This window comes from Haliovirga abyssi (assembly GCF_030295325.1).
Lineage (GTDB): Bacteria > Fusobacteriota > Fusobacteriia > Fusobacteriales > Haliovirgaceae > Haliovirga > Haliovirga abyssi.
This window is the reverse complement of the sequence record NZ_AP027059.1, coordinates 299,911-326,691: the sequence shown is the minus strand read 5'-3', so window position 1 is coordinate 326,691 and position 26,781 is coordinate 299,911. Positions and strand designations below refer to the sequence as shown.

The following is a 26,781-nucleotide window of genomic DNA, read 5'->3' as shown; positions in this document are numbered from 1 at the left end:
TCTCCTTTCAGAATAGATTAAATTAAAATTTAGGAATGGCTTAAAAATAACATTCCCATTTTGTTTTAAAATACGCAATAATTTAAGCGTTTTTATAACAAAATATAAGAAACTTATTTTTTAAACGTTCCTTAATCTATTATTATATCTTTAAAAATCAATTATTAAGCTACTATTTAGTTAACAGAGCCCTCTATCAATTTTTTTATTCTTTCATAATGATCTTTATCTGCTGCATTTAATCTTTTAAATATATCTAAAATTTTGGAATCACTCTTCTCAACAACCATTACATATTGATAATGTTTTTCAAATGCACTATCTTCCATTTTTAAAGCATACTCATAAGCTTCTTTTTTCGATGGGGCCTTTTTTTTATACTCTTCTATTTTTTTCCCTAATACTCCTACCACTTCTTCTAAAGTATCTTTTTCTATCTCTAATAACTCTTCTGGAAATTTTCCGATTTTAACAAATTCTTCTCCTGCTTCTAGTAATGATTGATGTTTTAACTCTTCATTTGCAATTTCCCACCAAAACGCTTTATCTTCATCGTATAATTTATAATACAACATATATAAATCTGACATTTGCCATTCAAGCTCTTCTGCTAATCTTAATAATTGTATAGCTTTTTCTATCTTTATCTTCATTTTAATTCCCCCTACCATCATATATTAAAGTTTACTACCAAAACACGCATTTTGTCAAATTAATTATATAAAAATACCCTATACAATCCAACTTTTTTACTCGTTTATTGTATAGGGTATTTTATAATTTAATCTTCTCTATTTTATATTTATATTTCCTATTTCATTTCTAAAAATAGTTTTAATCTATTCATAATATTTGCATCACTTGTTCCTGCTTCATAATCTAAAAGTAATAAATTTACATCTAATTTATCTTTTAATTCTCTATATATTCCTTTTGATATAATATGATTTGAAATACATCCAAAAGGCTGTAGCGAAATAACATCTTTTATCCCTTCTGATTCCATTCCAGCAATTTCATTAGCTAAAAGCCATCCTTCTCCAAATTGCAAAGACCTTGGCAATATATTATTATCACTTTTAGAATTTTTTTCCAATTTTATTTCTGGAATATATCTATCAAATTTAGTTAATTCTTTTTCTGTAATATTTCTATAATGATCAATAGTTTTCTTTATAACTTTTTTAGTTAAATACTCTTTATAATTATTCGATACATTTTCTTCTTTATTAAATTTTCTACTATAATAATCATATTCTAAAAATTTTAAAAAAGTTGGTACAACTACTTCATATCCTTTTTTTTCTAAAGTATCAACTATATAATTATTAGAAAAACAATTAGTTTTCATATATATTTCTCCAACTAATCCTATTCTTTTTCTCTCTTTAGGTTCATTAATCTCTATTTCATTAAATCTTCTAACTGCATCTCTTGTAAATTTTTTAAGCATATCTCCATTAGGTTTTTTAGAAAACATCTTTTCTCTTAGTTCATATAACAATTCATAAAACAAATTTTTTGATGCTCCAGCTTCTTTTTCATAAGGTTTTGTAGCCAATCTTAATTTAGAAAGAACATCGCCTGCACCAAATGAAATCACACTATACTTTAATAATTTTAACGGATTTATATTAAGCCCTTCAGCTGTAGCATCAGTTCCAATTGCTATTACAGGTGTATCTTCAAATCCTGCATCTACCATAGCTTTTTTTAATAAAGGTACATAATTAGAAGCTCTACATTGCCCACCAGTTTGTGATAAACCAACCACTACATCTTTAGGCTCTATATCTTCAGATTGTAACGCTTTTATTATATCTCCTATTACCACTGTAGCTGGATAGCACATATCATTATTTACATATTTTAATCCTTCATCTACCGCCTCTTCGCTTTGCTCTATTATTGTTTTTACTTTATATCCTAAATTATACATTACTCCTTCATATAATTCTGAATATACTTTTGAAAAATTTGGAATTAATATTGTTTTTTTCTCATCCTCTTTTGTATAATTTTTAGTATATTTTCTTTTTTTCAAATTAATATCTCTATTTTGATTTAATGCTTCAAATGTTGATCTTATCCTTATTTTGGCAGCACCTATATTAGACATTTCGTCAATTTTTAATGCTGTAAATATTTTCCCGCCACTCTCTACAATTGATTTCACTTCATCTACAACAACTGCATCAGGCCCACATCCAAAAGAATTTAATTGTATTACTGTAACCTTTTTATATTTCTGCTTTGCCACCCATTTTGCAGCTAAATATAATCTATTATGATACGACCACTGTGTTAATGGCAATACCCCATCTAAATTCATATCATATAAATCTGGAATTGCATTTTCAGTTATTCCATATGCTCCTAATTCATAAATCAAGTCCATTATACCTGCATTTACCATTGAATCAAGATGATATGGTCTTCCAAGTACTACTACTAAAATTTTATCTTCTTTTTCAGCTTTTTCTATAATTTCTCCTGCCAATTCTCTTTGCTTTTCTAAAAATTCTACTTCTGCACTATTTCCAATTTCAAAAGCTTTATTAAATTCTTGTTTTTCCACTCCAAATTGTTTTAAATAATTAAATAAATTTTTCTTTAATCCCTTTTCATATCCAAAACTAATTGCAAAAGTGTCCATTGGAATATCTGTCTCTATATTTCTTTTCAAAACTTCTCCATATCCAGTTACAATTGGACAATTATAAGAGTTTTTTGCATCATTTCCTTCTAATTTTTCATAAATTATAGTTGGCATAAATATTCTATCTACTTTTTTTTCTATAAGATTTAAAATATGACCATTTGCAATTTTTGCTGGAAAACATATATTATCTGCAGATACTGTTCTAAGCCCACTATAATACATTGCTCTAGTAGTTTTTCCTGAAACAACTACTTTAAATCCTAATTTTTTTAATAAATTATAAAAAAATTGGAAATGTTCATACATTGATAATATTCTAGGAATTCCTATTACAGGTTTGTTTTCATCATACTTATACTCTTTTTCCATATCAAAAACCATTTTTTCTTTTTCTACAAAAAAGTTTTTAGTGTTATCCCTTTTTATTGTTCTGTTTGAAAAATATTTTTCACATTTATTTCCAGTATAAAATATATTATTATTATCAAAACTAAATTTCGTTATATTACATTTATTTCCGCACCCTTTGCATTGTAAAAAATCTTTTTTATAATCAATCTTATCTATATTATTTATATTAAATTTAGTTTTATAATTTTTATTCCCTTTATAAAATTCTCTTGCATAAATTGCTGCTCCAAATGCTCCCATATATTCTGATATATTTAATCTATATACATTTTTCCCTGTTATTTTCTCAAATGCACGAAGTACAGCATCATTTTTAAAAGTCCCACCTTGTACAAAAATATTTTCTCCTAATTCATCTGCATTTTTTAATTTTATAACTTTATACAATGCATTTTTAACTACTGAATATGCTAGCCCAGCAGCAATATCTCCTACCTCTACTCCATCTTTTAATGCTTCTTTAACTTTACTATTCATAAATACAGAACATCTAGTTCCTAAATCTACTGGATTTTTTGCTGCAATTGCTTTTTCTACAAATTCATCCAATGTTAAATTTAGATTTTTAGCAAAAGTTTCAATAAATGACCCTGTCCCAGAAGAACAAGCTTCGTTTAATTGAATATCTGAAATCATATCATTTTCTATTTTTATAGATTTTATATCTTGACCACCAATATCCACAATAAAGCTTAAATTATCTCCAAAACTTTTTCCTGCTGTAAAATGCGCCATAGTTTCTACTATTCCGCCATCTAAATTTAAAGCTTTTGTTATAAATTCCTCTCCATAACCAGTTGCATAAACCCCTTTTAAATTTCCATTTGATATATATTTACTAATTTTTTTTAGTCCCTCTACTGCTGCTTCAAGAGGTGTTCCAAAATTATTTCTATAAAAACTATCTACAACATTATTTTCATTGTCAATCATTATAAGTTTAGTTGTTGTAGAACCTGCATCAATTCCTATATATAAATCTTTTTTTTCAAAATCAGTTTTTTCTGAAAGATATTTTACATCTTTTTGAGAATGTCTTTCTTTAAATTGTTTGTACTCTTTATTATTTTCAAAAAGTGGCTCTAAAACACGAATTGTCTTTTCACCTTTTTTCTCATTTTTTAATTTATATATTATTTCATCTACTGTATATTTTTCATCTGTTTTTTCCGAATGAAGTGCTGCACCAATTGCAACTAACACTTCTGAATTTTCAGGTAATATGAATTTATCTTCTGATAATTTTAATGTTTCATAAAATGCTTTTCTTAATTCTGATAAGAATGTAAGAGGTCCACCTGCAAAAATAACTTTTTCTTTAACTGTTGCTCCTGCCATTAATGTTGTGATTGATTGATTTGCAACTGCTAAAAATACTGATTTTGCAATATCTTCTTTACTTTCTCCCATATTTAATAATGCTTGCACATCTGTCTTTGCAAATACTCCACATCTTGAGGCTATATATAAGTTTTTAGTTGCTTTTTTAGCTAATTCATTTAATTCTGATATTTCTACATTTAGTATAGTTGCCATTTGATCTATGAAAGAACCTGTCCCACCTGCACAACTTCCATTCATTCTCATTTCTGGAGTTTTTCCCTCTTCAAATAAAATTATTTTTGCATCTTCTCCACCAAGTTCTATTAAAGTATGAGCTTCTTTATAAAATTTTACAATAGCTTTTGAAATTGCAATAACTTCTTGTACAAATTCAAAATTATTTCTATTTGCTACTCCCATTCCTGCTGTTCCTGTTATAGCTAATGAAAATTTTTCTTCTCCAATTTCTTTTTTTAATTCTTTCAAAGAATCTATTAATACCTCTTTTATTTTTCCATTATGTCTAATATAATTTTTATATTTTACATTATTATTTTTATCCAGCAACACAATTTTAGCTGTTGCAGACCCTAAATCAATACCTAACATTATGCCTCCCTTAAAACATAAAATTTATTATTTAGGAACGTCTTAAAAATAACCTTCTGGTTTTGTTTTAAAATACGCAATGGTTTAGGAACGATTTAAAAACAACCTTATCATTTTATTATAAAATACGCAACGATTCAATCGTTTTTATAATAAAATATATATAATTACTTTTTAAATGTTCTTTAAGCGTTTTTATAACAAAAAATGAGAAACTTATTTTTTAAATGTTCCCTATTTCCCTATATTTATTTTTAAATCTATTTTTAAAAAGTTATAATTACAACTATTATAACCATTATTATTCAAATAACTAATAATCCCCTCCATTATACATTTTCAATTATCAATTGTCAATTATCTCTTCACGTTCCTATATACCACACATCTTGTCCCATTAAAATGAAAATAATACTCTTTTATTTTTTCAAATTTATCTTTTGTTAAATTCTCTAATCCACCATTTTTTATATAATTTTTAAAATTTTTATAATGCTCTTCTCCTGCAATTCTTTCCATTATATCAATTCCAAATCTACCTAAAAAATTAACTTTATCATCAAACATATAATCTACAATTATTAAATACATATCTTTTTTTATAACTCTTTTAGCTTCTTTTAATACAGCTTCTTGTATTTCTAATGGCTTTTCATGAAGTGCAAAACTTATTATCCCAACTTCAAATTTATTATCTTTAAAGCTTAAATTGGTAGCATCCTCTTTTTTACAATTTAAATTATTTTTTTCATTATTTGCAACTGCTAACATATCATCTGATAAATCTATTCCTACAGAATATGTAAACCCTGCTTTTCTTAACAGTTTCAATTGATTACCTGTCCCACAACAAATATCAATTATCTCTTCTACACCTAATTCATCAATTATATCTATAATTTTTTTTCTAATCCCCTTCAATGGAATATATAAAGAAGTATCATAAATATCTGCTATAAATTTTGACATAAAAATTACCCCCTCATTAAAAAAACATTTATTTAATAATAAAGTATCAATTTATTCAGAAAATAAGCTACACTATTTTTTATTATAAATCAATATTATTTTAATATTTTCTCAATTTTATCAATAATCTTATCATCAACATTTTTATTATAATACACAACTGGAGCTCTAAAAACAGATGTTTTGCCTCCCTCATTATTCAAAGGTATTAATAATTCAAACTCCTCTTTAAAATCTTGCCAATCTACTAGCATAGGTATATTTACTCCTGAATTTATACATTCATCTTTATCTTCATAATAAGTTACATTTTTTAACATTGCAAATTTTTCTTTTACAATTTTTTCATCTACATAAGTTTTAACTGATATCTCTTTTAATTTCTCTTCAGAAATTCCCATCTTTTGAGAATATGCCAAAGTATATCCTTCCTGCAATCTTCTCTCTTTAATCTCATTAGTTAATTCTCTCTCATACGCTTTTCTCCCAATGATTATCATATCCACATTCCCATTTCTTAACATTGATAATACACCTGCTGCACTTCCTCCTGGAATAATTTCAACCTCTTCCAAATTTTTTTTAATCTCCTCAACATATGGTAACATTGTAGGACAATAACTTAAACTCACTCTCTCTTTCATAATTTTTCTCCTCCTGATTTTAAAATTTTATTTTTAATTTTTATTCTTTTATTCTTTTATTCTTTTATTCTTTTAATTCTTTTAATTCTTAATTTTTAATTCTTATACACCCTACATCTTACAGCATTAAAATAAAAATAGTACTCTTCTATTTTTATAAATTTTCCTTTTACTAATGAATCTAATCCACCTTTTTTTATATATTTTTTATAATTTTCATAATGTTCGTTTGGTGCTTGTTCTATTAATTCAACTCCAACTTCTCCTAGTCTCTCTGTTTTTTTATCAAAATTATAATCTACAATAATAATATACATATTTTTCTTAACAATTCTCTTTGCTTCTTTTAATAATGTTTTTTGTGAATTTAAAGATTTATCATGCAATGCAAAACTTATAATAGCAACATCAAAACTATTATCTTTAAAATCTGTATTTGTTGCATCACCTTTTTTACATATTGGTTTATCTTCTCCTAAATTTGCAATCTCCAACATATGATCAGAAATATCTATTCCTATTATATTATCATATCCATTTTCTTTTAATAAAGTTAATTGCTCTCCTGCTCCACAACATAAATCAACTATTTTTTTTGCCTTTTTCTCTTTTATTATATCTAAAATCTTATTTCTAATACTATCAAAAGGCAAATCTATAAAATCATTATAATTTTCATTTGTAAGTTTTATCATAAAACGCCTCCAATTTTATCACTGATTTTTTAATTCAAAAATTTCAAATATACGCTTTACTTTTTCAGATTTTATATAATAACATCTACTTCTACCATAAATATTAAAAGAAACCAATCCCAAACTTTCTAATTTTATTAGTTGCAATGATGTAGTAGGCTGGCTCCTAGATATATGTCTTGAAATATCACATACGCATTTTTCTCCATCAATTAAATATAATAAAATTTTTAATCTTGTTTTATCTGATAGTCCTTTAGATACTTTTAGTATTTCTTCCATTCTTTTCTCCTCTGGAATATTTAAAAAATAAGAATTCTATTTTTAAGCTATTCCTGCACTAAATTAAGTTATATTTATATATATAAATATAACTTAATTTAGCAATTTTGTCAAGTATTTTTTCAAATACACCAAAATATTAAAAAACCACCCAAAACGGATGGCTTCTTAATATGAAATAATATAATTTTAAAAAACGTTTAAATCATCATAAATACTTTAATTGATACTAATAACAGTGTCAATCCTATTATTATTTGGAATGGTTTTCTCCAGCTGTTTTTAAAGAAAATATTAGTAAGTTCAAACGTATAATGAATCCCTGTCCAAAGTGCTGCCCCTAATATCATTTGTTGATAAAATATTGCTCCTGTAATAGCTCCTTTACTCATAACAAAATGCCATATTATAGTAAAAAAAGCTGCAAAAAAAGTTGTGATTGTATTTCCTAAATAAACTTGTTTTGCATTCATTTTCCCAAATTTAATAGCAAATGGTATTTTTAAAGGTTTTAATGATGTTCCTATAAATCCAATAAAAAATCCACTGATAATAGGTCCAAAAATTCCACATAGTTTCACAATTGTTGGACTTGCATTTGTTAAATCCAACTCATCAGGTGCAAAATGAATAAAGACAAGTCTTAATCCATACAAAATAGCAATTATTCCTAACGTAACAATTAAAACAGTTTTAGAACTAAGCATAAATACATAACTTCCAAGCCACGAAAAAATAAATGTCATTATTGGAATAAATGTAAATAGTTTCATTTTCATCGCTTTTGGCAATTTTGAAATCTTATCTGCATTATCCAATATAATCATTAATGCTCCAAATAAAATAACCCATAAAAACAGATTTATTGCATTAAATATGGTTAATTTAAATACAAATAACAAAAGTAAAATAGTAAAAAACCTATCAAATCTAATGCTCAATCCAGCTGTTACAAAACCTACAATCAATATTAATACTAAAAACTCCACCATCATTTCTCATCACGTCCTTTTCTTTTTTCTTCGTTTATATTATTATATAACCATATAACGATTTAATTATATAGTATCACTTAAACTTTTATTTGTCAACTTTTATTAATTAATAATTTCAATCTTAATAAATAAAAAACTAAAATAAAAGAGCTATGTTATAAACATAGCTCTTTCACACTATAAATCTTTTTTTATATCATCAAATTCTTCTTTTGTAATTTCACCTTTTGCATATCTTTCTTTTAATATCTCCATTGGTGTTGATTTATTTAAACTTATATCTCTACCTAAACCCTTATTTTCTTTAAAAAAGAATAATATTACAAATACAACTACTATTATTAATATACCCATCATCCAAAAACCACCTCCGAAACCATAATATCCCATCATTTTAAACACCTCCAAGTTATTTAAATATTTTTAATTACTCTTTCCAATTTTTCTGCAATCTCTTTTGCCAATTTTATTATCTTATCATTTCCAGATATATTTATCACAGCACTTGGATTTACTATAGAAACATATATTGTATCTTCGTCTTTTTGCTCTATTAAAACATTACAAGGTAATAATAGCCCTATATTTTTATCAATATCTATCACTTTTTTTGCAAATTTTGGATTACATGCCCCCAATATTTCATATCTTCTAAACTCTTCATTTAATGCCTTTTTAAATTTTTCTTTCATATCTAAAGTGTATAATGCTCCAAATCCTTCATCTTTTAGTTTCTCAATCACAATCTTTTTTACACTTTCAAATTCGCCTTTTACCTCTTTATTAAATTCATATTTCATTCTTTTCTCCTCCTATTTTTTATTAAGTACTTTTTTCATATCTTCATATTGTTCTTTTGTTATTTCTCCATTTGCATATCTTCTTTGTAATATTTCTAATGCTGATTCTTGACCTCTGTTAGAATTATTTAATCTATTTAAGTTATTTGAGTTATTTGAGTTATATGAATTATTCCAATTTCCCATCATTCCATTCCCCATCATACCCATCATGCCCATACCAGCAAAACCATTTCCTCTTAAATAGTTATAAGCTATATTTTGATGTACTGCTGTTAATCTACTTGAACCTTCTCCACCCATCATATTATCCATAGTTTCATGTTGATATTTATTTGGAATCATTACATCCATCACTAAATCTCCAAGTTCTTCCAATTCTTTTCCAGTTAATTTATCTGGATTTAATTTCTCACTTTCTCCTACTTTGTATTTCCCTTTTAATTTTTTTACAAATTCATCTACTACTTTGCTTTCTTCACTATTAACATTTGTGTTGTTATACACTCCATTGCATTGTATTCCCCCCCCCATCATACCACCTCTAAAATTTCCAACATTTGCATACGCAATAGCTCCTATAGCTAAGATAAATAATGCACCAATAAACATTCTGATTTTCATAATTCTCACTCCTTTTCGATTTTTAGTCATATGGACGTCTCCACCTCTTATAAACAGTATACTCTTTTTATGTGTCAAATTCGTGACAACTTTAGTAAACTTTTATGAACTTTTAATCTAAATTTGTGATAAAATCCAAATTTCAAACTATTTCTAAAAAATATTCAAAGAATAAGTTGTTTTTAAGCCATTTCTAAAAAAAATGAAAATTTCACCCCATTATCTATATTTTCAACTTTAATTTCACTATTATGTATTTTTATTATTCCTTTTACTATTGATAATCCAAGACCAGTTCCACCATATTTTCTATTTCTCGATTTATCTAATTTTACAAACGGTTCCCATATTTCATCTATCTTATCTGCTGGTATATGTGAGCCAGAATTATAAATCTCAATTTCAATTTTACTATTTTTTTCTAATACATCTATACTTATTATTCCATTTTTATTTACATTATTTATCGCATTACTTATTAAATTATCTAAAACTTGCTCTATTTTCACAATATCAGCCATAACAATATAATCGTTATTCTGATTTTTACTACATTTCAATTTTACCCCTAATTCTTTCAAATCAAAATCAAATTTCTTAATTGTTTTTTTTATTATATCTCTTATTTTTATTTTTTCAAATTTCAATTTTTTTTCTTCTTTTTCTATTTTCATTAATCCTAATAATTCTTTTACTAGATTGTCCATTTTTTTAGCTTCACTAGATATTACATCACAATAATAATTTCTATCTTCTACAATTGCTACATTATCTTTTAACCCCTCTGAATATGCCATTATTAACGCTATTGGAGTTTTTAATTCGTGACTTACATTACCAATAAATTCTTTTCTTTTTCTTTCTATCTCTTTCTCTTTTTTTATCTCTAGAGTTAATTTTTCTGACACAGATTTTATTTTTGTTAAATTAAATTCCAATTCATTAGATAAATAATTAAATGTTTTCCCAAATTCTTCTATTTCATCTCCTGTTTCAATATCAAATTTATCACTAAAATCTAATTTAGCCATTTTTTCCGCTATCTCTTTTAGCTTTTTCAATGGAAATAATATTTTTTTTACAAAAAATCCATTTATAAAAATTGTTAAAATTAATGCTATTATTCCAGTAAATATCCCAAATCTAATTACTGTATTTACATATTCTTTTACAGAAGCAATTGAGCTAGTTAATGCTAATATTATTCCATTTTTAGTTTTAGTAAGTACAATTATTTCATTTCTAGAAGTTATAACACTATACTCTTTTTTTAATATAATCTCTCCATTATAAACTCTTTTTATTTCATCTTTCGTTACATAACTTAATGCCATCATTATTTGTAACATTGAATTTTCTGCTATAAAATCTGGAACTTTATTTAAAAATAATATATTTATATCATTCTTGTTTTTTAATTTTTCAAATTCATCTTTAAAAGCTGAATTAACATCTATTTCTTGTAAAGTTACAGCTATATTCTTTATCTTTTTTTCCCTTTGCACAATATAATATTTACTCAACATAAAATTACTAATCAATATAGATATCCCTATTGCAAAAATCAAAGAAGATACTATTATCAAATAAAATTTTATTGTTAAAGACATTTTAATTTTCATTCTTCCACCTCAAATCTATATCCAGTTCCTCTTACAGTTATAATAAATTTCCCATTTAATTTTTTTCTCAACCTTTTTATATGTGTATCTATAGTTCTCAAGTCTCCAAAATAGTCATATCCCCAAATTTTATTTAAAATTTCTTCTCTTGATATAGCTTTATCTTTATTCTCCGAAAAAAACAGTAATAACTCATATTCTTTTGGAGATAATTTTAACTCTTTATTTTCTAAATATACTTGATGACTTTTATTATTTATTTTAAGTTCTCCAAATTCTGTATTTCCGTTTTCATTGTCACTATTTTCAACCCTTCTAAAAATATTTTTTATTCTTGCCATTAATACTTTAGGACTAAATGGTTTTGTAATATATTCATCAGCTCCTAATTCTAATCCAAAAATTTCATCTTCTTCTGCACTTCTGGCTGTCAACATTATAATTGGAACTGTTGAATCCTCTCTTATTCTTCTACAAATTGACCATCCATCATAACCTGGAATCATTATATCCAAAATTATCAAATCAATCTTCTGACTATAAAACATATCAATGGCTTTTTCTCCATCTTCTGCTTCAAAAACACGAAAATTATCTCTAATCAAATAATCTTTTATTATTTTTCTCATTGCACTTTCATCTTCCACAATTAATACATTTTTCATAATTCTTCTCCTTTCAGAAATAATATTTTTTTCTACTTTTATACCTCTATCTTTGCTTTTTCTGATTTTTTCAAAGATTTAAAAACCAATTCATATGAATGATCTATCATCTTAAAAATTTCATTAATTGGGATATCACTATTCAAAAATACACTATTCCAATGTTTTTTATTCATATGCCATCCTGGAATAACTCCTTCATAAATATTTCTCAAATCCATTGCTAATTCAGGATTACATTTTAAATTTACCTTTAAATTTTTTTCTTCACCTGTTTTTATATCTGAAAGTGCAAACATCTTTGACCCTATTTTAAAAGTAATAGTTCTATCATCAAAAGGAAAATCGATATAAACTCCTTTTTTATTCAAACAATAGTTTTTCAAATCATTAATATTCATAAAAATCCCTCCATTATTTTTGTGGCTAAATCATCTATTGCTTCTAACACATTTATAAAGTATAATTAAGGAAGGTTTAAAAAATAAGTTTTTTATATTTTATAATAAAATATAAAAGTTGTTTTTAAGCCTTCCTAAATAAAATCAAGGAGGTCATCTCAAATGAAAAATATAAATGAATTCATAACACAACATAACAACTACATAACATCTGAAAATTTAGATATAAATATCCATAGAACTGCCATAACTATATTATCCCACGAACGACTAATTCATTTAATCATAATGCTGTTTACAATATTATTTACTTTTATCTTTTTAGCTCTATCTCTAATTTTAAACTTTATATCTCTATATATAATATTTCTCATATTCCTACTTTTATCTATTGCATATATAGCATACTATTTTAAATTAGAAAATACAACTCAAAATTGGGAAATAATACTTTATAAAAAAATAAACTCCGCTTCATCTGGTAGAACATAAATGTTTTTCTAAATTTTTGGTTTCTGAAAAATTTTGCTTTGAAAAATCGCATATTTCAAAAAAATGGCGTAGCTTATTTTCTGAATAAATTTATACTTTCCTATTAGATGAAAAAATAAGAGATAATAGATTATAATAATCTATTATCTCTTATTTAGGAATGGCTTAAAAACAACTTTTACATTTTATTTTTCAAATACCATTTTGCAACTTCTTTAGGTTCTTTCCCCTCTACATCAACTTTATAATTCAAATCTATCAAATCTTCTTCTGTTAATTTATCAGATAACACTTTTAAATCTTCTCTTATTTCAGGATATTTTTTCAAAGTTTCTTCTCTCACTACAACTGCTAAATTATAATATGGGAAAAAACTACTATCATCCTTTAATACTTTCAAATTATATTTTTTTATCTTAGCATCTGTAGAATATGCCATTGCTACATCTATTTTTTTACTTGCCACAGCTTGATATACTATTCCCGCATCCATTAATTTAACTTCATTTCTTTTTATTTTCATTTTATAATGTTTCGCCATTGCCCAAAATCCATCTGCTCTTTTATAAAATTCAGGATTTATTCCAAATTTTATTTTTTTATTTACTTTTATCAAATTTGCCAAATCAGTTAAACTTTTCAAATTATATTTTTTAGCAAAATCTTTTCTTATGGCTAAAGCATAAGTGTTATTCACATTTATCATATCTAACCAAACCAACTTATTTTTTTGATAATCCAATTTTTTTACTTCTTCATATAATTTTTTAGGATTCTTTATCAATTCTTTCTTTTTAAAATAAGCTCCCCATGCAGTTCCAGTATATTCTGGATATATATCTATTTGACCTGTCTCTTGTGCTTTTCTAAGTGGGAAAGAACTCATTCCAAAATTTTCTTTTACATTAAATCCATCTTTTTTCAGTAATTCTGATATTAAATTTGATACAACATACCCTTCAGTAAACATTTTTGCTCCAACTACAACATCTTTTGCCATTACATTAACAAATAACAGTAATGAGATACCTAACAATAATAATTTTTTCATTTTCTCCTCCTAATTTTTACTCTTTTTCTAAAAATTTTATAAACTCTGTATCACTTATTGGTTTACTATAATAATATCCTTGTATTTCGGTTACTCCTATCCCTTTTAAAAATTCTAATTGTTCTTTCGTCTCTACACCTTCTGCTATTACACCCAATTTAAATATTTTCCCAATATCTAAAATAGCTTTCACAAGATTTTTATCGCTTTCATCATCACGCAAATTTCTTATAAAACTCTGATCTATTTTCAAAAAATCTAATGGAAAATTTTTCAAATAGCTAAGTGAAGAATAGCCAGTCCCAAAGTCATCCATTGAAAATTTAAAACCTAAACTTTTTAACTCTTCCATTTTTTTTATATTATTATCCATATCTTTCATTATTAAACTCTCTGTGATTTCAAGTTTAATTTTATTTGTAGGTATATTATATTTTTCTACAATACTCATTATTTTATCTATTAAATCTATATCATCAAATTGTAATGGTGATAAGTTTACTGATAACAGTAAATCCTTTCTGCCATTTTCCATAAGTTCTTTAAAAAATTTACAACTTTTTTCAAATACAATTTCTCCTATTTCTACTATAAGTCCACTTTTTTCTGCAAATTCAATAAATCCACCAGGATTTACAAATCCTCTTTTTGGACTTTGCCATCTTATTAATGCTTCCATTCCTAATATTTTTTCTTCTGGTATCATTATTTGTGGCTGATAATATACTATAAATTCATCATTTTCTATAGCTTTTCTTAAATCACTTTCTAATTCTACCTCTTTTATCAAATCTCTATTTTTTAGTTTTTCATAATTTCTAAAACTATTTTTCTTATCAACTTTTGAATCGTACATTGCTATTTCCGCATTTTTTACTAAATCAAAAGCACTTTTGTTACTATTTTCAGAATATGCTATCCCTAAACTAAAATTCAAATATACATCTTTTACTTCATCTAAAAATGGATTTTCATATGTTTTAAATGGTAATTTAAAAATTTTATATAATTTATCTAAAATTTCTTTTTCATTATAATCTTTTTCTTCATATAATAAAACAAATTTATCCCCTTCTAATCTTCCCAATTCATCTGAACTATTAACACAACTTTTCAAATATTCTGACAAGTCATTTAAAATTTTATCACCAGCTTTGTAATTTAAAGAATCATTAACTTTTTTAAAATTATCAATATCCAAATATAATAAATAAATTTTTTTATTTTCAGCAAAATATTTTTCAACTTTTTCTATAATAAAATTTCTATTATGTAGTCCTGTCAACAGATCATAATTTTTAATAAAATTAGTTCTTTGCTCTATTTTATTCAAATACGTTATATCTTCTATAGAAATTATATAATTAATAATTTTTTTATTTCTACGTATTATTTTTATTTTTAAATATACGTTATAAATTTCTTTTGTTTTTTTTCTAAACCATGTTTCTCCTTCCCAATAATCTAATTTTAATAAAGCTTTCAGTATATTTTTAAATTCTTCTTTTCTCTCAAGTAACCCTGTAGTGTCCCATATCTTTTTTCCTATATATTCTTCTTCAGTAAATAAAGATATTTTTGTAAATGCATCATTTACTGCAATTATAACAAAATTTTCATCCAATATTAATATTCCATCTTTAGATATTTCAAATATTTTAGACGTGATTTCTAATTTTTTTTCTGTTTCTTTTAATTTTGTTATATTCTTTCCATATAAATTATATGAATTTTTATCTATTGTACTTACATTAAAATTATAATAACTATTATTAATTTTAACCTCAAATTCTTTATAATTACTTTTCATTACTTCATTTTCTAATATATCCAAATCTTCTTTTTGATAAAATATACATTTTGCTGCTCCATTCATATATTTAATTTTCTTTTTCCTTATTAAAATAATAGGATTATTATTTTTTTCAGGAAGTAAATATAATTTTTTTTTATGAATAAATATATGGAAAATAATTAAAATTATTACTACTAAAATTATATAACTCATTTGCTTCCCTCCCCCACTATCATTAGTTATTTACAAATATATCCACAGGGCACGTGGCAACATACCCTGTTTTTTCTAATCCTCTTATTCCTCTGAAATATTAAATACTTTTTTATCAAATGCTATATAATTTTTGATTTTTTTAGCTTCTTCTTTTGGCTCTGGATAATACCAAGCTGCATTTTCTACTACTTTTCCCTCTGCTTTCAAATTATAATAACTTCCATCACCTTTCCAAGGACAAACTGTATGATAGTCACTTTTCCCTAAATATTTTATCATTACATCTTCTAGTGGAAAATAATAATTTCCTTCTACAGCTATACAATTATTAGTTTCAGCTATAAGCGTGTTATTAAACATTACTTTTATCATTGTTTTCACCTCCTATGTATTTTTATAATATTGTCAAATAAAGTTTCCTTTTTAAATCCATTTCTAAATGTTATTTTCTACACAAGTTTTCCTCTGTGAATCTTTGCGACCTCTGCGTCTCTGCGTTGCATTCTTTTTTGTTTTCTTATTTTTTACCATAGTTTTCATAAACTTTTAATACTCCATCTTTTATCAATATTCTTTATATTTTATTACTTTTCTTTCTACTATTTCTATAGATTCATTCACAAAAATTGCCAATAAAGATACCAATAAAGATCCTAAAATTATACTTTCATTATCAAAATTACTAATTCCTATATATATTATTTCTCCTAAACCTCCACCTCCAATTGCAGAAGCCACAGTAGCAGTTGCAATATCTATAACTGCAGCATTTTTTATTCCTGAAAAAAAAGATGACATTGATAATGGAATTTCAATTTTTAATAATATTTCCTTTTTATTCATACCCATACCTTTAGCAATCTCTATATAATTTTTATCTACATTTAATAAAGCTGATGTATTATTAAATATAATTGGAACTAAACTATATAAAAATAAAGATATTATCGCAGGAACAATTCCTATTCCTACAAATAAAAAAATTATAGCAATAATAGCAATACTCGGCACTGCTTGTAATGTTCCTGTTAAAATCAATATTTTCGTTCCAATTTTTTTATGTTTTTCTCTTGTAATAAATATAGATATAAGACTCCCTACAACTATAGCCATTCCCCAAGAGATTATAAAAATATATAAATGTTGAAATATTTTTTCTAAAATGTAATATATATCAAATCCCATATTTTCTCCTTATAAACTGTTTAAAAATAACACTGTATGGGCGAACCCCTGTGTTCGCCCATATATATATTAATATCTGGACAACATAGGTCAACCGCTACTACTCTATAATAGATTCAAATCTTAATACCCCAATAAGTTTTTTATTATTCAATACAGGTATCATTGTTTCCTTATTAAAAATCATTTTATTTAAAGCCTCTAATAAATTTGAACTTTCATCTATAAAATCTTTTTTTAAATTTTTCATATTTTTATTAAATTCTTCTTTTTTTAAATACCCAACAAACTTTTCCTCTCTATCTGTAAGAAAATAATAATTTTCAGAAAAATCACTATATACTATCTGTTTATCTTCATATACATTATTTTGATTCTCTATTCTTTTTATCTCCTCTATTTTATTATCACTGTTCATAAATTCTAAATACTTTATATAACTAAAATCTCCCAATATATCTTTTATAAAACTATTTTTAGTTTCTTTTATTATATCCTCTTTTTTTCCTGTTCCCTCTATTATTCCTTTGTTCATAACTGTTATATAATCGCCTAATTTTAATGCTTCTCTTATATCGTGAGTTACAAATACTATTGTTTTTTTTATTTTCTTTTGAATCTCTAAAAATGAATTTTGTAATTCCTCTCTATTTATTGGATCTATAGCACCAAATGGCTCATCCATAAGTATTATTTCCGGGTCAGATGCCAAACCTCTTGCTACTCCTATTCTCTGTTTCTGACCACCACTTAATTCTCGTGGATATTTATCCATAAATCTTTCTGGATCTAAATTTACCATTTCTAATAGTTCACAAACTCTGTTTTTTATCTTTTCTTCATCCCATTTTAAAAGTTTTGGAACTACTGCTATATTTTCATAAACTGTATAATGTGGAAAAAGTCCAATCTCTTGTACAACATATCCCATACTTTTTCTAAGTTCAATAACATCAATATCATTAATTTTTTTATTATTTATTAAAATTTCTCCACTATCTCTATCTATTAATCTGTTAATTAATTTCAACAATGTAGTTTTTCCAGAACCGGAAGTTCCTATCAATATATTTATTTTACCTTTTTGTAATTTCAAATTTATATCTTTTAAAGCCCAAAACTTCCCATATTTTTTACTTATATTTATAAATTCTATACTCAATTTATCCTCCAACTTTACTATTTTTTATCTTCTCTAATTCCTTTAGGTGTCAAAAAATATTCTAATTTTAAAAATAAATAATTAACTAAAATTCCTAATGAACTTAAAATAATAACTCCTAAAATAACCATTTCATAATTTCCTCGTGTTAATCCATAAAATATAAAATATCCCAATCCACCAGAAGCAATATAGTATCCAATTGTTGCTATTCCTATTCCCATAACTGCTGAATTTCTTACTCCAGCCATTATAGTTGGAACGGTTAAAGGTATTTTTATTTTAAATAAAATTTCTGTTTTACTCATTCCCATTCCTACCGCCACTTCTATTAATTCATTTCTTACATTATTTATTGCTAATATTGTATTTCTTATTATTGGCATTAACGAATAGATAACTAGTGCTATAATAGCAGGGACTTTTCCTATCCCCATTTTTAATGGTGATAAAACTATTACCAAAACTCCAAATAATGCCAGGCTTGGAATAGTCATAAATATTTCTGCTATTTTTAATACTATTTTTTCTTTCTTTTTATTTTTAGATATAAATATTCCTATTAAAATCCCAAATATTGAAGCAATTATTATTGATACAAAAACTAAAAATATATGATTTGCTGTTTCTAAAATTATTTTATCTTTATTTCTTAATAAATAATCTAAAATTTTCATCTGTTTTACTCTACTTTCTAAATTTTAATATTTTCAGCGCTTAATTTAATACAAAAAATTATATTTCACGTATTATAATTGTATGATTGATCCACAAAAATGTATTTAGTTTTCTTCATACCACTACATATAGTGTTCGAAAGTTTTTACGAAACTATATGTAGTGGTATGATTTTAGAAAACTACCTTTTGGGGGTCTAATCATTGTATACTAAAATAATATACAATTATATATTTTCGTATACTATATTATACTCTTTTTTTCTAGTTTTCCTTTTTTTATATTGTGTAAAATAATTTTACAAAAAAATAAAGATAAGCATAACGCTTATCTTTATTTTTACTCTTAAGTTTTAATTTTTTTCAACTACTGTATTTAATGTTATTGCTTTAGTTGGACATTTCTCCACACAAGCTCCACATCCTACACATTTCTCTTCTATTATCTTATGTTTATGTTTTAATTCTCCCTCAATTGCATCTACTGGACAAACTTTTGCACACATTGTACACCCTACACATTTTTCTTCTTCTATATGTGCTTTTTTTATCTCTTTTATATCACTTTTAATTGCGTTTGTTGGACATTTTAATTCACATATTCCACAGTTTATACATATCTCTGGATCTATTTTTGCTAAATTATTTTCAACAGTAATTGCATTAACTGGACAATTTTTAGCACATATTCCACACCCTATACAAGATACATCACAAACTTTTCTTGAATCTGCTCCTTTATCTTTTGATGAACAAAATACTGTATGTCTACTTTTTTCAGGAACTATGTTTATAATATGTTTTGGACATTCAATTACACATTTTCCACAAGCAGTACATTTTTCTTCATCAACTTCTGCTATTCCCTTATCGTTTATATGAATTGCATCAAAAGGACAAACTGCTACACAGTCTCCATATCCTAAACATCCATATGTACAACTTTTATCTCCTATATAATATAGATTAGAAGCTGCACAACTTTTTAAAGTTACATCATATTCAAATTTTTTAGTTGTTTTACTATTATCTCCATGGCACATAACTCGTGCAACTTTTTTTTCTTCATCAATATCCGCATTCAATCCCATTATTTCACTTATTTTTTCAACTACTGCTCCACCACCTGGTGCACATAAATTTATTTCTGCTTTTCCACCAGCTACTGCTTCTGCATAACCACTACATCCAGGATATCCACAAGCTCCACAATTTGCTCCTGGTAATGCTTCAAATACTTTTTCTACATTTGGATCCATTTTAACTTCAAATTTTTTAGCCGAATATGCTAAAAATCCTCCTAAAAACAGTCCTAATCCTCCTAAAACTAATACTGGTATTAATATTGCTCCCATAACTTACCTCCAATCAGGTTATATTTTCATTCCACTAAATCCCATAAATGCCAAAGCCAATAACCCAGCACTTATGAATGCTATTGCAATTCCTTGAAATGCTTTTGGTACATCTGCATAATCAAGTCTTTCTCTTACTCCTGCCAACAATAATAAAGCCATTGTAAATCCAACTGCTGCTGCAAACCCATTTACTGTTGTTTCTATAAAATTATATTTTTCTTGAATATTTAATATTGCAACTCCAAGAACCGCACAATTGGTTGTAATCAATGGTAAAAATACTCCTAAAGCCTTATATAAATTAGGACTTGTTTTTTGTATTACCATCTCTACAAATTGTACAAGAGAAGCTATTATCAATATAAAAGCTATTATTTGTAAATATTCTAAATTAAACGGTTTTAATAAATATTCATACACTACCCAAGTTACAGAAGATGCTAATGTCATTACAAATGTTACAGCCATTCCCATTCCTACTGATGAACTTATCTTTTTTGATACTCCCATAAATGGACAAAGCCCTAAAAATCTTGAGAATATAAAGTTATTTATAAATATTGAACCTATTATTATCGCAAAAAGCTTACTTAATTCCAATTATTACACCTCCTATTTAGTTTTTCTATTTTTTATTATATTTATTCCTGCCATTAAAAATCCTATTGTAATAAATGCTCCAGGAGGTAATATAAATATTATAGCAGGTTGAAAATGTGCTCCAAATAAATGAATATTAAATATTGAACCATTTCCTAAAATTTCTCTTATTGCTCCTAATACAGTTAATGACAATGTAAATCCTAACCCAATTCCCAATCCATCTAAAGCCGATAATAAAATTCCATTTTTAGATGCAAAAGCTTCTGCTCTCCCAAGTATTATACAATTCACCACTATTAAAGGTATAAATAGTCCCAACACTTTATAAAGATCATAAGCATAAGCATGCATTGTCATATCTACAACGGTTACTAATGAAGCTATTACCATTATATATGCTGGTATTCTTATTTTATCAGGTATTATATTTCTAATTAATGATATAAGTATATTTGATACAAAAAGTACCGCTAAAGTTGCTGCTCCCATTGCAAAACCGTTTATTGCAGAAGATGTAACCCCTAGCGTAGGACATAATCCTAATAATAATACAAAAGTAGGATTTTCTTTAAATATCCCTTTTATAAATGTACTATAATATTTATTCTCAGCCATTTTTTCACCTTCCTTATTTAATTTTTTCAAAAGCAGCAAGTGCTTCACTTATTCCTCTATAAACTGCTCTTGGAGATATTGTAGCTCCTGCAAAAGCATCTACAGATTTATTAAATTTATAATTTCTATTTTTACCAACCCAATGTTTTTGCCATTTTTTCTTATTTATATTAGCTCCAAGTCCAGGTGTTTCTGATGAAGAGATTACTTTTAATCCAACTATATTTCCAGATAAATCTATCCCTAACATAAAAACTATATCTCCACCATAACCAGGTGTTACAACTTTTACAGCATATCCCTCTAAGCTATTATTACTATTATAACCAGGTATAAATTTAAAATTTCCTGATTTTTTTTCTTTTGATTTATCAAATTTTTTAACTTTTTGCATTACTTCTTTCATCGCTGCTTTTTCCATTTTTATATTTATATTTGCAATAGTATCTTTAGTTTTAATATCCGCAAATCCAAGTATTCCAGCTGAAATAACAGCTATTGTCATAAGCACTAATCCATAATGAATGATTTTACCCATTATTTTTCACCCCCCCAAAGATACGAGGTCTAGTATACATATTTATAAGAGGCGTTACTCCATTCATTAATAAAATTGAATAAGCTACTCCTTCTGGATACCCTCCTTTTAATCTTATCCAAACAACTAATATTCCAGCTCCAAGTCCAAACAATATTTTTCCTTTAGATGTATATGGAGTTGTTACCATATCTGTTGCCATAAAGAATGCTCCTAATATAAGTCCACCTGACATAATTTCCATTAATGGATCTTGTCCAAATATCCACATTAATACAAATACTGTTCCAATATAAACTACTGGAGTATGCCATGTAATTTGTTTTTTATATAATAAATATCCAGCTCCTATTAATAGTGCTAATACAGAAGTTTCTCCTAAAGACCCTCCTACATTCCCTAAAAATAGTTTCGTATACATAGCTCCTTGATTCCCAAACATATCTAAAACTTTTGAAAATCCATGCTCTTTTAATACTCCTAAAATTGTAGGCCCAGCTTTTCCATCTACGCCAATCCAACTTGTCATTGCTACTGGCCATGATGCTAACAAAAAAGCTCTTCCTATTAATGCAGGATTGAATACATTATGCCCTAATCCTCCAAAAACCATTTTACCTAAAATTATAGATACTCCTGCCCCAATCATAGTTATCCACCATGGTAATGTTGGTGGAACTACAAATGCAAATAATATTCCTGTTATTATTGCACTCCCATCTTTTATCTGGATTTTTCTTCCCATTAATTTTTGTGCTATTGCCTCACTTACTACTGCTGTTATTATAGATACTGAAAGTACTTTTACAGCTCCTAGTCTAAAAAAATATATCGCTGCTAATATAGCAGGAGTTAATGCTATTACTACATCCCACATTACATTTTCAACAGTTTCTTTTGTTCTTATATGTGGCGAAGGAGAAACTCTCAATTTCTTATTCATCTATTTCTTTACCTCCTTTTATTTTCTTTTCATTCCTCTTAATTTAGCTTTTCCAATTTTTATACCTTCTGTTAATGGTCTATTTGAAGGACATATAAATTGACAACTTCCACATTCTATACAATCCATTAAATTATATCTGTCCATTTCTCCCCATTCTTTAAATCTTGCTAATTTAGCATACATTAAAGGCATTAAGTTCATTGGGCAAACTGAAACACATTTCCCACAACTTATACAACTTCTAGATTCATAACTATTCATCTCTTTTTCTGTTAACGCTAATATACCAGATGTTCCTTTTATTACAGGTACTTCATCTGTAAATTGAGCTAATCCCATCATTGGACCACCCATTATTAATTTTTCTGTTTTTTCTTCATCAATTCCTACAGATTCTAATATTTCTTTAAATTGAGTACCTATTCTAACCAAAAGATTTTTAGGCGTTTTTACTCCTAATCCACTCACTGTTAAAACTCTTTCTACTATTGGCTTTCCCTTTACGACAGCATCATAAATAGCTTTTGCTGTTCCCACATTTTGCACTACTACTCCAACTTCTGAAGGCAATTTTTTAGAAGGAACTACTCTATCTAATAATGCTTTTATTAATTGTTTTTCTCCACCTTGTGGATATTTTGTTTTTAATACTCCAACTTCAATTCCATCTTCATTAGCTACTAAATTTTGAATTTTTTCTATTGCTTCCTCTTTATTTTCTTCAATTCCTATAACTGCTTTTTTTATTCCAAGTATATGAAGTATTATTTTTACTCCCTCTACAAATTCTTTCCCATATTCTATCATTAATCTATTATCTGCATTTAAATATGGTTCGCATTCTGCACCATTAATTACAAGAGTATCAATCACTTTATCTTTTGGTGGATTTAGTTTTATATGAGTAGGAAATGTTGCTCCTCCTAATCCAACTATTCCATTTTCTCTCACAATTCCTAATAATTCTTCTGATGATAATTTAGTATAATCATCTACTGCTTTTGATTCTATCCATTCATCTTCACCATTATTTTCAATAATTACACTGTTCGCATACCCATTAACTGGAAATGGATGTTTTACTATTTTCAAAACTTTTCCAGATACAGAAGAATGAACTGGTGCTGACATAAACCCTTTGCTATCACCTATCTTTTGCCCAACTTTGACTTCATCGCCAACCTTTACTAAAGGATCTAGTGGACTCCCTATATGTTGAATTAGCGGAATATATACCACTTTAGGTGCAGCAAAAACTTCAATTTCTTTATCTTCTGCTAACTCTTTTCTTTCTGGTGGATGTATTCCTCCTTTAAAAGTAAATAGCTTCAATCGTTTTCCCTCCCTCGATTTTTTTATTTTTTTAAAAATATATTATAATACTATATCTTAATATATTTATCAATATAAATCAAATACTTTTTTTCACATCTTCATCTTATAATATTACAATATCTTTAGTATATTAACATATATTGAACAAAAATACAATATGACTTTACAATTTAATTTAATTTTTATTACAATTCAGATATTTATATATTAGATAAAATCATAACAAAAACAAAAGATAATATTAGCCACGTATTGACATGGATAATATAAAAAAAACCTATGCCACAATAAAACTATAGTATTTTTTATAGTTTATCGTGTCAACATAGGCTTTCTTTTTATTCTCTGTATATTGACTATTTAAATATATTAAAATATTTTTTCTTTTAATTTTTTTCTTTTAATCCTTTTTCATTTTGTTCACTTTTTTCCAAACTTAATTTAAATTCTGATACAAGACCTGCTAAATTTTCTGAATTATTTACAACTTCAGTTGCTGATTCAGATACTACTTGTACTGCTCCAATTTGATCTTTTAATCCTTCAGAAGCTGTTTCCATAGAGCTATAATTATCATTCGATGCTTTTACTGCTGTTGCTAATTCATCTTTTATTTTTAATTGTTCTCTATTTTGAGTTTCTAAAGATTCAACTATTGTAGATATATTTTTCGCCATATTTGCTCCATAACTATTTATTTCATTTAAAACTTTTGTAGCTAAAGATAATTTTTCACTTCCATCAGTAACTCTGTTTTGAGTTTCTTTCATCATCTCAACTGATCTATTTGCTTCTGATCTTATATTTTTAACCATATTTCCTATCTCTTCTGCAGCTTTATTTGATTCTTCTGCTAGATTTTTCACCTCTGTTGCAACAACTGCAAATCCTTTTCCTGCTTCTCCAGCTCTTGCTGCCTCTATAGCGGCATTTAATGCTAAAAGATTAGTTTGTTCTGATATTTTAGTTATTACTTGAGAAAAATCATCTATTTTTTCTAATAAACCTGCCAATTTTAGTACTGTATCAGATGATGTTGCCACTTGAACTTTTACATCTTCCATACTAATTGCAACTTTTGTTACTATTTCCACCCCTTCTTTTACGCTTTCAACTGTATTACTAGCATCTTGTGATGTTTGTTTTGAATTTTTATCATTTTGTTCTAAATATTTATCCATTTCTAACATTATTTCATTTATGTTATCTAGATAAGATACAGAATCTTTTGCTTTTAATTTTGCATCCTCTAATATTTCTCCCACATTCTCAACACTTCTAAAACTTTCTTCAGAAGCTGCTGCTAAATTTTCAGAAATAGCTGTTAAATTAGAAGCTCTTACGCTTATATCAGAAACTGACTCTTTCAATATATCTACTACATTATTTATATTTTTTCCCAAAACTCCTATCTCATCTTTTGTTTTTATAACTACTTTTTCTCTTAAATCTTTTCCAGCAACTTTATTTAAAATTTTCACCATATCATCAATTGGATTCGTTATCATTTTGGAAATTATAAATATTACTATTATTAATATAAGAATTATAATTATAACTGTTATTATCAAAAAATTCACTTGCGATGATATACTAGATTTCACATAATAATCAGTAAAAACCACCTCTGCAGTTCCAACTTTATCGCTTCCATTTACTATTTTTATATCTTTTTTTATTAAATCCCCTTTCCCTTTTCTTTCTACTTTTGAAGCTACATTTCCATCCGCATCTTTTAATACGATTGATATAATCTCTTTATCTTTAAAAAATGAATTTAAATTCTTTTTCATACCATCTTCATCAAAATTCCATATATTATTTATATTTGTAAATCCTATAATACTTGAAACTCTTTCTACTTTACTGTTTAATTCTGCCATTCCTATTTTATAATCTCGATTTCTAACCACCCATATCATAACTATAAATATTAGAATTACTGTTCCTACTGTTGGAATTATAAACTTATTCCTTAATTTCATTTTTATCTCCCCCTTTTTTATATTTTTTAATTTTTTTATTTATTTAGGAACATCTTAAAAATAACATTTCCATTTTGTTATAAAATACGCAATGTTTTAAGCGTTTTTATAACAAAAGATG

27 protein-coding genes are annotated in these 26,781 nt (G+C 26.1%); 1 reads left to right on the top strand and 26 read right to left on the bottom strand.

Going from position 1 to position 26,781, the window contains the following annotated elements:
- Window positions 1-176: 176 nt before the first annotated feature.
- The 13 genes from RDY08_RS01515 to RDY08_RS01455 form a co-directional block, all read right to left on the bottom strand.
- Window positions 177-653, bottom strand: coding sequence for a hypothetical protein (locus tag RDY08_RS01515; protein ID WP_307904666.1), 477 nt, complete (start codon window positions 651-653; stop codon window positions 177-179).
- Between the two features lie 158 nt (window positions 654-811).
- Complete coding sequence (locus RDY08_RS01510; protein WP_307904665.1) at window positions 812-5,005, bottom strand: acyl-CoA dehydratase activase; 4,194 nt, start codon at window positions 5,003-5,005, stop codon at window positions 812-814.
- Window positions 5,006-5,362: 357 nt separating this feature from the next.
- The gene (locus RDY08_RS01505) at window positions 5,363-5,974 is read right to left on the bottom strand and encodes a class I SAM-dependent methyltransferase (protein ID WP_307904664.1); all 612 of its coding nucleotides are present in this window, start codon (window positions 5,972-5,974) and stop codon (window positions 5,363-5,365) included.
- 95 nt (window positions 5,975-6,069) lie between these two features.
- Window positions 6,070-6,618 (bottom strand): hypothetical protein, encoded by a 549-nt coding sequence (locus RDY08_RS01500; protein ID WP_307904663.1) that lies wholly within the window; start codon window positions 6,616-6,618, stop codon window positions 6,070-6,072.
- A gap of 95 nt (window positions 6,619-6,713) precedes the next feature.
- On the bottom strand, window positions 6,714-7,313 hold the full coding sequence (locus tag RDY08_RS01495; RefSeq protein WP_307904662.1) for a class I SAM-dependent methyltransferase: 600 nt from the start codon (window positions 7,311-7,313) through the stop codon (window positions 6,714-6,716).
- An 18-nt stretch (window positions 7,314-7,331) separates the two neighbouring features.
- Complete coding sequence (locus RDY08_RS01490) at window positions 7,332-7,595, bottom strand: ArsR/SmtB family transcription factor (RefSeq protein ID WP_307904661.1); 264 nt, start codon at window positions 7,593-7,595, stop codon at window positions 7,332-7,334.
- A 200-nt stretch (window positions 7,596-7,795) separates the two neighbouring features.
- Window positions 7,796-8,590 (bottom strand): hypothetical protein, encoded by a 795-nt coding sequence (locus RDY08_RS01485; protein ID WP_307904660.1) that lies wholly within the window; start codon window positions 8,588-8,590, stop codon window positions 7,796-7,798.
- A gap of 177 nt (window positions 8,591-8,767) precedes the next feature.
- Window positions 8,768-8,947 (bottom strand): SHOCT domain-containing protein, encoded by a 180-nt coding sequence (locus RDY08_RS01480; RefSeq protein ID WP_307904659.1) that lies wholly within the window; start codon window positions 8,945-8,947, stop codon window positions 8,768-8,770.
- Window positions 8,948-9,003: 56 nt separating this feature from the next.
- Complete coding sequence (locus RDY08_RS01475) at window positions 9,004-9,390, bottom strand: DUF302 domain-containing protein (protein ID WP_307904658.1); 387 nt, start codon at window positions 9,388-9,390, stop codon at window positions 9,004-9,006.
- A gap of 12 nt (window positions 9,391-9,402) precedes the next feature.
- The gene (locus RDY08_RS01470; RefSeq protein ID WP_307904657.1) at window positions 9,403-10,014 is read right to left on the bottom strand and encodes an SHOCT domain-containing protein; all 612 of its coding nucleotides are present in this window, start codon (window positions 10,012-10,014) and stop codon (window positions 9,403-9,405) included.
- A gap of 182 nt (window positions 10,015-10,196) precedes the next feature.
- Entirely contained in the window at window positions 10,197-11,636 is a 1,440-nt protein-coding gene (locus RDY08_RS01465; RefSeq protein WP_307904656.1) for a sensor histidine kinase, read from the bottom strand.
- Entirely contained in the window at window positions 11,633-12,301 is a 669-nt protein-coding gene (locus tag RDY08_RS01460) for a response regulator (protein ID WP_307904655.1), read from the bottom strand. The genes RDY08_RS01465 and RDY08_RS01460 overlap by 4 nt, the downstream gene beginning before the upstream one ends.
- 38 nt (window positions 12,302-12,339) lie before the next feature.
- Complete coding sequence (locus tag RDY08_RS01455; protein WP_307904654.1) at window positions 12,340-12,702, bottom strand: MmcQ/YjbR family DNA-binding protein; 363 nt, start codon at window positions 12,700-12,702, stop codon at window positions 12,340-12,342.
- A 162-nt stretch (window positions 12,703-12,864) separates the two neighbouring features.
- Here RDY08_RS01455 and RDY08_RS01450 point away from each other — a divergent pair, with 162 nt between their 5' ends.
- On the top strand, window positions 12,865-13,194 hold the full coding sequence (locus RDY08_RS01450) for a hypothetical protein (protein ID WP_307904653.1): 330 nt from the start codon (window positions 12,865-12,867) through the stop codon (window positions 13,192-13,194).
- Between the two features lie 178 nt (window positions 13,195-13,372).
- On the opposite strand, the gene RDY08_RS01445 is transcribed toward RDY08_RS01450, so the two are convergent.
- The 13 genes from RDY08_RS01445 to RDY08_RS01385 form a co-directional block, all read right to left on the bottom strand.
- Complete coding sequence (locus RDY08_RS01445; protein ID WP_307904652.1) at window positions 13,373-14,245, bottom strand: ABC transporter substrate-binding protein; 873 nt, start codon at window positions 14,243-14,245, stop codon at window positions 13,373-13,375.
- Between the two features lie 16 nt (window positions 14,246-14,261).
- The gene (locus tag RDY08_RS01440) at window positions 14,262-16,253 is read right to left on the bottom strand and encodes a putative bifunctional diguanylate cyclase/phosphodiesterase (RefSeq protein WP_307904651.1); all 1,992 of its coding nucleotides are present in this window, start codon (window positions 16,251-16,253) and stop codon (window positions 14,262-14,264) included.
- 84 nt (window positions 16,254-16,337) lie between these two features.
- The gene (locus RDY08_RS01435) at window positions 16,338-16,628 is read right to left on the bottom strand and encodes a DUF427 domain-containing protein (RefSeq protein WP_307904650.1); all 291 of its coding nucleotides are present in this window, start codon (window positions 16,626-16,628) and stop codon (window positions 16,338-16,340) included.
- A 192-nt stretch (window positions 16,629-16,820) separates the two neighbouring features.
- A complete protein-coding gene (locus RDY08_RS01430; RefSeq protein ID WP_307904649.1) occupies window positions 16,821-17,441 on the bottom strand; it encodes an ABC transporter permease in 621 nt (206 codons plus the stop codon).
- A gap of 100 nt (window positions 17,442-17,541) precedes the next feature.
- Window positions 17,542-18,603 carry an ABC transporter ATP-binding protein gene (locus tag RDY08_RS01425; protein WP_307904648.1) on the bottom strand — a complete coding sequence of 354 codons (1,062 nt, stop codon included), beginning with the start codon at window positions 18,601-18,603 and terminating at the stop codon, window positions 17,542-17,544.
- Between the two features lie 17 nt (window positions 18,604-18,620).
- Complete coding sequence (locus RDY08_RS01420; protein WP_307904647.1) at window positions 18,621-19,280, bottom strand: ABC transporter permease; 660 nt, start codon at window positions 19,278-19,280, stop codon at window positions 18,621-18,623.
- 353 nt (window positions 19,281-19,633) lie between these two features.
- On the bottom strand, window positions 19,634-20,635 hold the full coding sequence (gene rnfB / locus RDY08_RS01415; RefSeq protein ID WP_307904646.1) for an RnfABCDGE type electron transport complex subunit B: 1,002 nt from the start codon (window positions 20,633-20,635) through the stop codon (window positions 19,634-19,636).
- An 18-nt stretch (window positions 20,636-20,653) separates the two neighbouring features.
- The gene (rsxA, locus tag RDY08_RS01410; RefSeq protein ID WP_307904645.1) at window positions 20,654-21,238 is read right to left on the bottom strand and encodes an electron transport complex subunit RsxA; all 585 of its coding nucleotides are present in this window, start codon (window positions 21,236-21,238) and stop codon (window positions 20,654-20,656) included.
- 12 nt (window positions 21,239-21,250) lie between these two features.
- Entirely contained in the window at window positions 21,251-21,856 is a 606-nt protein-coding gene (gene rsxE / locus RDY08_RS01405) for an electron transport complex subunit RsxE (RefSeq protein WP_307904644.1), read from the bottom strand.
- A gap of 13 nt (window positions 21,857-21,869) precedes the next feature.
- Complete coding sequence (locus tag RDY08_RS01400) at window positions 21,870-22,394, bottom strand: RnfABCDGE type electron transport complex subunit G (RefSeq protein ID WP_307904643.1); 525 nt, start codon at window positions 22,392-22,394, stop codon at window positions 21,870-21,872.
- Window positions 22,387-23,337 carry an RnfABCDGE type electron transport complex subunit D gene (locus RDY08_RS01395; protein WP_307904642.1) on the bottom strand — a complete coding sequence of 317 codons (951 nt, stop codon included), beginning with the start codon at window positions 23,335-23,337 and terminating at the stop codon, window positions 22,387-22,389. Before RDY08_RS01395 ends, RDY08_RS01400 begins: the two co-directional genes overlap by 8 nt.
- 18 nt (window positions 23,338-23,355) lie before the next feature.
- Entirely contained in the window at window positions 23,356-24,672 is a 1,317-nt protein-coding gene (rsxC, locus tag RDY08_RS01390; protein WP_307904641.1) for an electron transport complex subunit RsxC, read from the bottom strand.
- Between the two features lie 389 nt (window positions 24,673-25,061).
- Window positions 25,062-26,660 (bottom strand): methyl-accepting chemotaxis protein, encoded by a 1,599-nt coding sequence (locus tag RDY08_RS01385; RefSeq protein WP_307904640.1) that lies wholly within the window; start codon window positions 26,658-26,660, stop codon window positions 25,062-25,064.
- Between the last annotated feature and the right edge of the window lie 121 nt (window positions 26,661-26,781).